Consider the following 1,583-nt stretch of genomic DNA (forward strand, 5'->3'; position numbering starts at 1 on the left):
CATAGCCATCAAGTTAAGGAAATGAATAAAATTTAACGAAATGGGTCATCCTTCCATGCATACTGCATGGAAGGATGACCCATTTTATGTCTAAGCTTACTCATGTTACACAAGAAGAATTACGTTTACTAGGTGAAGAATTTAAAAGAAAATTTTCGATTCCAGATTTACAACTACTAGCATTTCAAACAGGAATGATTCGTCGAAAACGTAAATGTAGAGCGCAAGACCTGGTTTCATTATGCGTTTTTCTCAGCCAAACAATTGGAACAGAATCTTTGGTTAGTTTATGTGCAAAACTAAGTAGGGCTACAGGAATTCATTTATCTAGCCAAGGTCTAAACGATCGATTCAATAAACAGACTGTACAATTCTTAAAAGAATTGTTTTTACAAGTATTTCACAGGAAGCTTTCTCCGATGACAACTTTATCTAATCGTTTTACTCGCATTCGTGTATTAGATTCAACAGCGTTTCAGCTTCCAGCTCAATATGCATCTTCTTACAAAGGATTAGGAGGTGGTGCTTCAGAAGCTGGAGTGAAAATTCAATTAGAATACGAACTGATTTCTGGAGAATTTTTAGAAACAGTTGTAACAGATGGTACAAGTAGTGATTGTCGTTATGGGCAGGAACGTACACAAACGTTAGAACCAGGAGAACTTTCTCTTCGTGATCTTGGTTATTTTTCTATTTATGATTTAGAAGAAATTGCGAGTCGAAAGGCATTTTATGTGTCACGTATCCGCTGGAATACACAAGTCTATCAAAAAGAGGAAGATGAAAAATGGACTCTCCTCAATTTGGAAGAATTGACGAAAGAATTATCTGAAGGAGAGACACTTGAATTACCAGAAGTCTATATTGGACTTCATCAAAAACACAAAACACGTCTTGTCATCTATCGTCTAACACAAGCTGAGTGGGCGAAACGTTTAGAGCATCATAAGAAAACAAAAAAGAAGATACCAAAGTATGCAAGTCGTATCAATCTTCTTATTACGAACGTATCTAGTGAAAAACTTCCGCACAATGAAGTGTACGAACTGTATTCGTTACGCTGGCAAATTGAAATTATATTTAAAACCTGGAAGTCTATTTTTAAAATTCATGAAGTGAAACCTGTGAAACTGGAGCGATTTCAATGTCATTTATATGGGCAATTGATTGGTTTGTGTTTGGTAGCTAGCATTACTTATCAAATGCGAAGACTTATATGGGAGAAAAAACAAAAAGAAGTCAGTGAATACAAATGTACATATATCATCCAAATTTACTTTTCTAGTATACACGACGTGCTTTTCAAGACCTTTCAACATCCTATATCAGTGCTAACCAGGCTCTTTCAGGACCTTGTCAAAAATGGGCGAAAAGCACGAAGGTATAAGCATCGTACACCATTCGATGTCCTGAATATCACGCAAGAATGTACGATAAGACTTCACAAAGCTGTATAAAAAATATAAAACCAAGGGAGTCTTATTTGAGTATGCCCAAAATGATGTTCTTCTACTCCCTATCGTAAAAAAATGAGTCCGATGCCTTTTGGCATCGGACTCATTTTTTTAAACTTGATGGCTATG

Annotated in this window: 1 pseudogene; it reads left to right on the forward strand. The window is 35.9% G+C overall.

Features of this window, described 5'->3' with window-relative positions:
• Nucleotides 1-86 precede the first annotated feature (86 nt).
• Nucleotides 87-1,387 (forward strand): annotated as a pseudogene (locus tag MR076_RS25855) (IS4 family transposase).
• Nucleotides 1,388-1,583 lie beyond the last annotated feature (196 nt).

Source organism: Bacillus cereus group sp. BfR-BA-01380 (assembly GCF_022663535.1).
GTDB classification, from domain to species: domain Bacteria; phylum Bacillota; class Bacilli; order Bacillales; family Bacillaceae_G; genus Bacillus_A; species Bacillus_A cereus_BB.